Consider the following 9,058-nt stretch of genomic DNA (forward strand, 5'->3'; position numbering starts at 1 on the left):
AAACGCGCGCGAGAGTCGGGCTTGTCCGTTGCTGCAGGCGTGGCAGCGTCCCCGCCCGGCTCCGAGCGAGCGCGACGGCTACGGCCTGCCGTGCTCGCGGCCGAGCCGCTCAAAAAAAACGGGGCCGGAAGATCCGGCCCCGTTCGGGTGTCGCCTGGTTTGCCGGCCTCAGCCGCGGCTCGGCGCGCTGGCCGATGCGGTCTGGGTCACGACCTGGCCGTCGATGACCGGCAGGCGCTGGGTCGGGCGCTCGTCCATGCGGATGGTCTGCTCCCGGCCCTGGTAGCGGTAGGTCACGTCGTAGCCGACGACCTTGTCTTCGCTGCCCAGCGCGATGCGGCTGCCCGGCTTGCTCTCGGTGCGCATGGTGCCCGTGGTGCCGTCCGGGTTGCGGTAGGTCACGTTGTAGGCGACCACGCGCGAGGACTGCGACTTGTCCGACACGGTGTGGCACTGGCGCTCGGTGCGGTTCACCACGCGGCCGCCGACATGGTTGCGGTCCACCCGGTTGCCGATGAAGCCGCCGGCCACGGCGCCGGCCGCGGTCGCGGCCTTCTTGCCGTTGCCGCCGCCGACCTGGTTGCCGAGCAGGCCGCCGATGACCGCGCCGGCGACGGTGCCGCCGACATTGCCGTCGCGCTCGGCCAGACGCTCCTGCACGACCACGTCTTCGCAGACTTCGCGCGGGGTCGAGGTGGTGTTGGTCTCGCGGACCGGATCGGTGCCGATCACGGTCGCGTACAGCTTCTGCTTCTCGTTGATCGGGTCGACCTTGACCACGTCGGCGTAGTCGACCTGCGGCGAGGTGTTGATCGCGCCGTTGGCGGCGATGTCGCCGACCGTGCCGGCCGGCGCAAGTTCGGCGCCCGCGACCGGAGCCAACCCGGCCTGGCCGGCCGCGCCGTTGCCTCGGAAGCTCTGGAACGCCGCGACGGCAACGCCGCCGACCAGCAGCGCCGCAATCGCTACAGCTATCATGTTCTTGTTCATTTGGTGTCTCCGGGGCGCGGTGAGCAATTAGGTGAGGTGCGGACGGCCGGTAAACGCTGGCGGCCGTTGGGGGATGGCGCCATTCCACCACTTGAAAGCTGAACCGGTGCCTATTGATTTTCGCCAATCTGTCCTAGGTATGAATCGTCGCGCGGCCCCGTGCTAGCGTGTTTGCAACCCGCGTCACAACTCGACCGAACATGGCCAATCCTCTGCTCGCTCCCCTGATGGGCTTTCTCGGACGCCTGAGCTATCCGCGTCTGTTCGTGGTCACCGCGGCGCTGTTCCTGGTCGACCTGGTGATCCCCGACTTCGTCCCGTTCGCCGACGAAATCCTGCTCGGCCTCGGCACCCTGCTGCTGGCGAACTGGAAGAACCGCAAGACGCCGGCGACCATCGAGCCGCCCTCGCCGCGCAAGCGCTGAGCGCATGCCCGCCCTGGTCGACAGCCACTGCCATCTCGACGCGGCCGAGTTCGATTCCGACCGCGATGAGGTCATCGCGCGCGCGCGCCGGGCCGGCATCGCCCGTCAGCTCGTACCGGCAATCGACGCCGCCGGCTGGCCGAAGTTGCGCGAAGTCTGCGCGAGCGCGCCCGGCCTGTACCCGGCCTATGGCTTGCACCCGATGTATCTGTCCTCGCACCGGCCCGGGCATCTGCACGAGCTGCGCGATTGGATCGAACGCGAACGGCCGCTCGCGGTCGGCGAATGCGGGCTCGATTATTTCGTCGACGGGCTCGATCGAGACGAGCAGTCGCGCTATTTCGAAGGCCAGCTGAAACTCGCGCGCGAATACGACCTGCCGGTGATCGTGCACGCGCGCCATGCGGTCGAGGCCACCATCGCCGCGTTCCGCCGCATCGGCGGCCTGCGCGGCGTGGTCCACAGTTATTCCGGCAGCGAAGAACAGGCCGAGCAGTTATGGAAGGCCGGTTTCCTGCTCGGGCTCGGCGGGCCGGTCACCTACGACCGCGCCAAGCGCCTGCGGCGCATCGTCGCGGCGATGCCGGTGGAGCAGTTGCTGCTCGAAACCGATGCGCCCGACCAGCCGGATGCGGCGATCCGCGGCCAACGCAACGAACCGGCGCGGCTGGCCGGCATTGCCGAGACCATCGCCGAATTGCGCGGAATATCGCTGGACGAACTCGCCGCCGCGACCAGCCGCAATGCCGAGCGGTTGTTCAAGCTGCCGCCTGCATCGGGTGTCGCTTCCGGGTAGAGCGGTGCAAGCCGCGACCGCGCCAACCCAACGGCGGCGCAACCACGGCTGCCGATCGATTCGATACCAGCTATCGCCCGGGCCGAAGCCCGCGGTCGCCGCTTGCGCCGCCCTATCCCAAGGCGGGGCTGCGGCTCAGGCCGCCTGCGCCTTGGGCTTGAGCAGGATCTCCAGCGCGCGGCCGACCGCGGCGAAGGCGAACACGCCGGTGATGTGGGTGGCCGCGCCGAGCCCGGCGCCGCAGTCCAGCTTCAGGGCCGCGTCGCCGGCGAGCTTCGGCCGCAGGCCGCAGACGCTGCCGTCGGGCTGCGGGTATTTGACGTTCTCCAGCGAATAGATCGCCGAGACGCTGAAATAGCGGCCGGGGTTCTTCGGGAAATTGAACTCGCCGCGCAGCTTCTTTCGGATCAGCGCCAGCATCGCATCGTGCTCGGTGCGCGACAGGTCGCGCACCCGCACCAGGGTCGGATCGGTGCGGCCGCCGGCCGAGCCGACCACGATCACCGGCAGCTTGCGGCGCCTGCACCAGGCGATCAGTTCGACCTTGCTGCGGAAACTGTCGCAGGCGTCGAGGACCAGGTCGAAACCGCGGTCCAGCAACTCGTCCAGGTTCGACGGGGTCAGGAAGCTCTGCACCGGGTCGACCTCGATGGCCGGATTGATCGCCCGGCAACGCTCGGCCATGGCCTCGACCTTGGCGCGGCCGTACTGGCCTTCCAGGGCCGGCAACTGACGGTTGGTGTTGGATACGCACAGGTCGTCGGCGTCGATCAGGGTCAGGTGGCCGATGCCGGTGCGCGCCAGCGCCTCCACCGCCCAGGAGCCGACGCCGCCCATGCCGACCACGGCGATGCGGCATTCGCGGAAGCGCGCGACCGAGCCGTGGCCGTACAGGCGGTCGATGCCGGCAAAGCGTTCTTGCCAGAGGGAGTCGGAGGTTGGCGGGGTCATGCGCATATTGTAAGGGCGGCGGCGCGGCTTTCCGGCGCGGCCGCTGGGACACTGCGGCGCGGCGGCGGCGCCCTACGGAAACCGAGCGCCCGGCCGGCTTGCTCCACCCGCCCGCTCCCGCCTCGGGCAATGTGCCTTTAACCGGCCTGGAAGGCTTGGCCGCCCGGGGTTTCGAGCGCGCCTGCGCTGACCTGGACCTCACGTTCGCGCGTGCTATCGTGCCTCGACATTGGAGCGAGGCCAGGCAATGAGCGATACCCAGCCCACCACCGCCGACGCAAAGCGCAAAGGCAATGGTTCGAAGTACCTGTTTCTGTTCCTGATCGGCCTGGTCGGCGGCGTCGTCGCCACGGTGATGGCGGTACGCGCACTGGACCAGCGCAAGGACCATTTTCCCGACAGCGTCATGCAAGTGCAGCAGTGGCATCTGGGCCAGCTCAAAGGCAAGGCGGAACAGAACCGTTGCGGAGCCACCGACACGCTCCCGCATCTGAAGGCCCTGCGCACCATGGCCGACGATCTCGAACCGGCCTTCCCCGACCTCAAGGACGACGGCCGCTTCGGCCAGCACGCGAGCAAGATGCGCGCAGCGCTCGACGGCGCGCTGACCAGCCCGCCGCTCAACTGCGCCGGCGTCAGCGCCGTTTCGGAACAGATCGGCGAAGCCTGCAAGGCCTGCCATCAGGAGTTCCGCGGCTGACTGGCCGCGCTTCCCCGCCGCGAGCTGAACGCGGTGGGGGAGAAGTCGGATGCGGGGTCAAAAATTGAACACGTGTTCACGTGACTGCGCATAGCTTGGCGATGCGTGGCAGCTGTCCGCCACTCGCCCCTAAAGCGCAGGAGCCTCGAATGAACACCAATAACATCCGATTGCTGGGTCTGGCCGCGGCCGCTTCGCTGGCGCTTGCCGGCTGTGCGACGTCTCCGGGCTACGGCGGAGGCTACGGCAACAGCTACCCGCCGCCGTCGCAACCGAGCTACGGCAATCAGCAGAACAATTGCTACGACTGCGGTGTGGTGACCCGCATCGAACAGACCTCCGCGACCAGCACGGCGCCGCGCGCGACCGGTGCGATCCTGGGCGGTCTGGTCGGCGCCGTCGCCGGCCGCGAGATCGCCGACGATCACACCGACAGCAAGGGCCGTCGCAATACCGCCACCGTCGCCGGTGCCGCCGCCGGCGCCCTCGCCGGCAACGCGATCCAGAACCGCGTCGGCGCGCCGAGCTATAACGTCTATGTGCGCATGAACGACGGCCGCACCGTAGTGGTCAGCCAGAAGGACCTCGGCGGCATTCGCGAGAACACCTACGTCCGCGTCGCCAACGGTCGCGTCTACGTTCGTTGATCGGCTTTGCACAGCGGCGGCCCGTCGTGATCGGGCCATCGCGATCGAACGCGAACCGGGCGCACCGCTCCAGGCTCGCGATGTAACAATGTAACGACAAGCAGCGACGAAAAACGGCCCGTATCGCGGGCCGTTTTTTTTGCGCGCGCGCCGCGCTTCGCGTTCACGACCCGCATCACGATTAGGCGCGGAACTGGCGCACTTATCGCGCGTTGCACGATCTTGCCTTCGGTTAGGGTTTTCCAGTCCGCCACCGGACCCCGCCCATCGCAACATCAGGAGATCGTGGAATGAAACTTCGCTTCGTGCATCTGGTTTCCGCGAGTGCCGTGCTTACCGGCGCCATTGCAGCCGCCGTCGCCGCACCCGGTTCGGCACAGAACAATCCGCTGCGCGTCGGCATGGTCGCCGTCTCCGGCGCCGCCGACGATTTCCTCGGCTCGGTCGAGATCAGCATCACCAACACCAGCCGCAAGGCCGTGCGCCTGCCGAAGTGGCAGCTGCCGTCGGACCAGTTCGACGCCAAGCTGTTCAACGTCAGCTACAACGGCCGACCGGTCGCCTACGAAGGCGCGATGGTCAAGCGCGGCCTGCCGCAGGCCGAGGATTTCGCGATCCTGCAGCCGGGCCAGACCTATCGCCGGGTGATCGATCTGTCGGCCGGTTACGACCTGTCGCAGACCGGCCAATACGTGGTCAGCTTCAACGCGCCGCTGCAACACGCTTCGACCTCCGACCGGGTGATGCTGCACCAGCCCAACGGCTTGCCGATGAGCGCGCAGAGCGCGCCGCTGAGCCTGTGGGTCGACGGTCTCGACCAACTCGGCGGCAGCAAGGCCTCGCCGTCGGCGAAGAAACCGCCGGTCGGCCCGAGCGCGGTCGTCAACGGCGTCAACTACGTCGGCTGCACCACCTCGCGCACGAGCTCGGCCGGCCAGGCGGTCAACGCCGCGCGAAGCTACGCCGAGAACGCCAAGGGCTATCTCAATGCCGGCACCGTCGGCCCGCGCTACACCACCTGGTTCGGCGCCTACACCTCCACCCGCTACAGCACCGCGCGCTCGCACTTCGTTGCGATCGATTCGGCGATCGACCAGAGCAACGGGCAGATCACCATCAACTGCGGTTGCAACAGCAGCGCCTATGCCTACGTCTACCCGAACCAGCCGTACCAGATCTATGTCTGCAATGCGTTCTGGAACGCGCCGCTGACCGGCACCGACTCCAAGGCCGGCACCCTGATCCATGAGATGAGCCACTTCACCGTCGTCGCCGGCACCGACGATCACGCCTACGGCCAGAGCGCGGCGAAGAGCCTCGCCAGCAGCAACCCGAGCGCCGCGCTCGACAACGCCGACAACCACGAGTACTTCGCCGAAAACACCCCGTTCCAGAACTGAGCCGCGCCGCCGCGCGGCGATGCTCCCTCGAGCTCCGGACGGCCCGCTACGGCGGGCCGCCCGCGTTGGATGCCACGGCCGATGCGAAATCCACCCGTGCTCGACCCCACTCGCCGGACTCGTGCGTTCGATCATCGCGAGCCCTCCGCCGGATGCGGATCGAACGCGCCAGGACGGCGCGAGGCGGCGACCGGGAGACGAGGCCCGACCGCCGCCGGGCAGGGCTCCTTCCGCGGAGTCCGGAAGCGCGAACGGCGTCGGGCGATGCAGCGCCGTTCGCGGGCAACAACGGCAGGGACGCGGACGGCTCGACAGCCGTCGGTTGCCGGGGGCTTAGCGCCCCCGGCGCTTTTTCGCCGGGCAGGCACGCGAAACGATCGACGGCCCGGCGGCGGCGACTGTGGCGAGCGTATTCAATCGATATAAATCGAACCGGCGTAAGTGACAGGGATATATCGCTGGGTGCCTCGCCGGCCCCCGTGGCCGGTTCCACGAAACTCGAGCCGGCGCGACCGTTGCGATCGATCCCGAGCGCAGCGGTCAATATGCGGAACTGTGACGAAAATCAAGAAAAACACAGCAAAAAGCCCGGCCGGAGCCGGGCTTTTCTGAGGCTATGCGCTGCGATGAAGACCGCAGCCGCATGTCGGTGCGAGCTTTACAGCGGTTCGACCGCGTCGGCCTGCAGGCCCTTCTGGCCCTGGACGACGGTGAAGGAGACCTTCTGGCCTTCCTTCAGGCTCTTGAAGCCCTGGGATTGGATCGCGCGGAAATGCACGAAGACATCTTCGCCGTTCTCACGGCTGATGAAGCCAAAACCCTTGGCATCGTTGAACCACTTGACGGTTCCCGTTTCTTTGCCGGACATCGCTACTCTCTCCCTGGAACGTGAGTTGTTAACACGACCTTCGTCGCGTGCTGGTTGCAAGGAGGAAGCGAGGTGCAACGATGTAGCGGATCGGTGGATCTACCGCATCGGGGCCACGATTCACGGTGACCCTTGGCAAACGCAGCGACCGCAACGTACCCCGACATGGGCCAAAATGCAAACAGCCCGGACAGCCTGTCCGGACAAGGGATTCGGCATGAATTTGGATACGTTTTATTACATTTTGGCCGGGGTGCTGGTGGTCGTCGGAATGGTCGGAACGGTGCTTCCCGCCCTGCCCGGCCTGCCCCTGGTTTTCGCCGGGATGGTGCTGGCTTCCTGGGTATCCGGGTTCGAGAAAGTCGGCTGGGTGGTGCTGGTCATCCTCGGCCTGCTGACGGTGCTGTCGATGGGCGTGGATTTCGCGGCCACGGCGATGGGGGCCAAACGGGTCGGGGCGAGCAAGCTGGCGATCGTCGGCTCGATCATCGGCACCTTCGCCGGCCTGGCCTTCGGCCTCGTCGGCGTGTTCATCGGCCCCTTCGTCGGCGCCCTGGTCGGCGAGTTGATCCACACCCGCCAGCTCAGCCAGGCGACCAAGGTCGGCGTCGGCACCTGGGTCGGCATCGTCGCCGGCACCGTGCTCAAGCTCGGCCTGGCCTTCGCGATGGTCGGACTGTTCGCCTTCGCCTGGTTCTTCTGATGCAACCTCGTTAGCGTGAACCGCGCCGCAGCCCGTGCTGCGGCGCGGTTCACGCCTTGTTCGCATCCGGATGCAAGACTGCACCGGTTTTGTCGTTCGCGATCCCTACACGTGAGTGTCGCCATGTCCCTGCAACGCAGCCTGATCTCCGTCGCGCTCGCCAGCGCCCCCCTGCTCGCCTGCGCACAGACCGCGCCGCAGGCGGCGACCCCGGAAGCCTGCGTGGCGATCACCAGCAACGCCGATCGCCTGGCCTGTTACGACGCCGCGCTCGGCCGTCCGGCCGACGGCGCACGCCAGGCCGATATCGCGGCCAAGGAAGCCAAGGCTATCCAACAGAACCTTAAGGTCGGCGACGAGATCGCCGGCGAAGCCAGGCCTACGGTCGGCGAACGCGCCAAGCGCGCGCTGTCGGGCAGCGTCTTCAGCCACGACGACCCGCTCGACAGCGCCATCGCCAACGCCGGCAAGGGCGGCCTGCTCGACAGCCGCTGGGAGCTGGCCAAGGATTCCAAGCTCGGCGTGTTCAACTTCCGCGCCTACAAGCCGGTGTATCTGCTGCCGGTGTTCTGGAACGACGACCCGAATACGCTGCCGTCGTCGCCGAATCCGCGCAACACCGTGACCGAGCCGCAGTCGCTCAAGGACATCGAGGCCAAGTTCCAGATCAGCTTCAAGACCAAGGCGGTCGAGAACCTGTTCGGCGACAACGGCGATGTGTGGATGGGCTACACGCAGAGCTCGCGCTGGCAGGTCTACAACGGCGAGGACTCGCGCCCCTTCCGCGAAACCAACTACGAGCCGGAAGTGCTGCTGGTGTTCCGCAACAACTACCGCATCGGCGGTTGGAACGGACGCATGGCGGCGATCGGCATCAATCACCAGTCCAACGGCCGCACCGATCCGTTCTCGCGCAGTTGGAACCGGGTCATCGCCAACGTCGGCCTGGACCGCGAAAACTGGGCGGTGATGCTGCGGCCGTGGTGGCGCCTGTCGGACGGCAACGACGACGACAATCCGGACATCGAGGATTACATCGGCCGCGGCGACCTCACCGTGGTGCATCGCCGCGGCGGCCACGAGTTCTCGCTGATGGCGCGCCACTCGATGCGCGGTGGCGACCGCTCGCACGGCGCGCTGCAATTCGACTGGGGCTTCCCGATCCATAACCAGTTGCGCGGCCATCTGCAGATCTTCGACGGCTACGGCGAGAGCATGATCGACTACAACCATCGCGCGACCTACATCGGCCTGGGCGTGTCGTTGCTGGAGTGGTATTGAGTTCGTAGCGGCCGCCGCGACCGCGCCGTGCCGGTCTTGCGGCGCATCATCAAGCGGATTCAGAGCCCCCACTGTAGGAGCGACGTCAGTCGCGACCAAGGGACGCGCAGAAGCGCCATGGCCGGTGTCGTCTGTCGAAGCGGCGTGTTATCGCCAGGGTGGAAGCGACGCAAGCCGCGACCGCGCCGTGCCGGTCTTGCGGCGCATCATCAAGCGGATGCAGAGCCCCCACTGTAGGAGCGACGTCAGTCGCGACCAAGGGACGCGCAGAAGCGCCAAGGCCGGTGTCGTCTATCG

At 67.2% G+C, this 9,058-nt stretch carries 10 protein-coding genes; 7 read left to right on the plus strand and 3 right to left on the minus strand.

Annotated elements, in window-relative coordinates; all coding sequences use genetic code 11:
- Nucleotides 1–168: 168 nt before the first annotated feature.
- Nucleotides 169–990, minus strand: a complete 822-nt coding sequence (locus tag ACSAMQ_RS10950; protein WP_435395672.1) for a glycine zipper 2TM domain-containing protein — start codon at nucleotides 988–990, stop codon at nucleotides 169–171.
- Between the two features lie 200 nt (nucleotides 991–1,190).
- Between ACSAMQ_RS10950 and ACSAMQ_RS10955 the strand changes: the two genes are divergently transcribed.
- A complete protein-coding gene (locus ACSAMQ_RS10955) occupies nucleotides 1,191–1,415 on the plus strand; it encodes a DUF6116 family protein (protein WP_435395673.1) in 225 nt (74 codons plus the stop codon).
- Between the two features lie 4 nt (nucleotides 1,416–1,419).
- Entirely contained in the window at nucleotides 1,420–2,211 is a 792-nt protein-coding gene (locus tag ACSAMQ_RS10960) for a TatD family hydrolase (RefSeq protein ID WP_435395674.1), read from the plus strand.
- A 135-nt stretch (nucleotides 2,212–2,346) separates the two neighbouring features.
- Here ACSAMQ_RS10960 and ACSAMQ_RS10965 read toward each other — a convergent pair whose 3' ends face one another.
- Complete coding sequence (locus ACSAMQ_RS10965) at nucleotides 2,347–3,162, minus strand: tRNA threonylcarbamoyladenosine dehydratase (protein ID WP_435395675.1); 816 nt, start codon at nucleotides 3,160–3,162, stop codon at nucleotides 2,347–2,349.
- A gap of 247 nt (nucleotides 3,163–3,409) precedes the next feature.
- On the opposite strand from ACSAMQ_RS10965, the gene ACSAMQ_RS10970 reads away from it, so the two are divergent.
- The 3 genes from ACSAMQ_RS10970 (at nucleotide 3,410) to ACSAMQ_RS10980 (ending at nucleotide 5,909) form a co-directional block, all read left to right on the plus strand.
- Nucleotides 3,410–3,862: a hypothetical protein gene (locus ACSAMQ_RS10970; RefSeq protein WP_435395676.1), complete on the plus strand. Its 453-nt coding sequence runs from the start codon at nucleotides 3,410–3,412 to the stop codon at nucleotides 3,860–3,862.
- A gap of 149 nt (nucleotides 3,863–4,011) precedes the next feature.
- Nucleotides 4,012–4,509 (plus strand): glycine zipper 2TM domain-containing protein, encoded by a 498-nt coding sequence (locus ACSAMQ_RS10975; protein ID WP_435395677.1) that lies wholly within the window; start codon nucleotides 4,012–4,014, stop codon nucleotides 4,507–4,509.
- A gap of 290 nt (nucleotides 4,510–4,799) precedes the next feature.
- Nucleotides 4,800–5,909 (plus strand): M35 family metallo-endopeptidase, encoded by a 1,110-nt coding sequence (locus ACSAMQ_RS10980; protein ID WP_435395678.1) that lies wholly within the window; start codon nucleotides 4,800–4,802, stop codon nucleotides 5,907–5,909.
- Between the two features lie 658 nt (nucleotides 5,910–6,567).
- Here the strand turns inward: ACSAMQ_RS10980 and ACSAMQ_RS10985 are convergent.
- Entirely contained in the window at nucleotides 6,568–6,777 is a 210-nt protein-coding gene (locus tag ACSAMQ_RS10985) for a cold-shock protein (RefSeq protein WP_031371474.1), read from the minus strand.
- 217 nt (nucleotides 6,778–6,994) lie between these two features.
- Between ACSAMQ_RS10985 and ACSAMQ_RS10990 the strand changes: the two genes are divergently transcribed.
- Nucleotides 6,995–7,480, plus strand: a complete 486-nt coding sequence (locus tag ACSAMQ_RS10990) for a DUF456 domain-containing protein (RefSeq protein ID WP_435395679.1) — start codon at nucleotides 6,995–6,997, stop codon at nucleotides 7,478–7,480.
- Between the two features lie 123 nt (nucleotides 7,481–7,603).
- Complete coding sequence (locus tag ACSAMQ_RS10995; protein WP_435395680.1) at nucleotides 7,604–8,761, plus strand: phospholipase A; 1,158 nt, start codon at nucleotides 7,604–7,606, stop codon at nucleotides 8,759–8,761.
- Nucleotides 8,762–9,058: the final 297 nt, after the last annotated feature.

It is taken from the genome of Lysobacter sp. 1R34A, assembly GCF_051217035.1.
Lineage (GTDB): Bacteria > Pseudomonadota > Gammaproteobacteria > Xanthomonadales > Xanthomonadaceae > Lysobacter.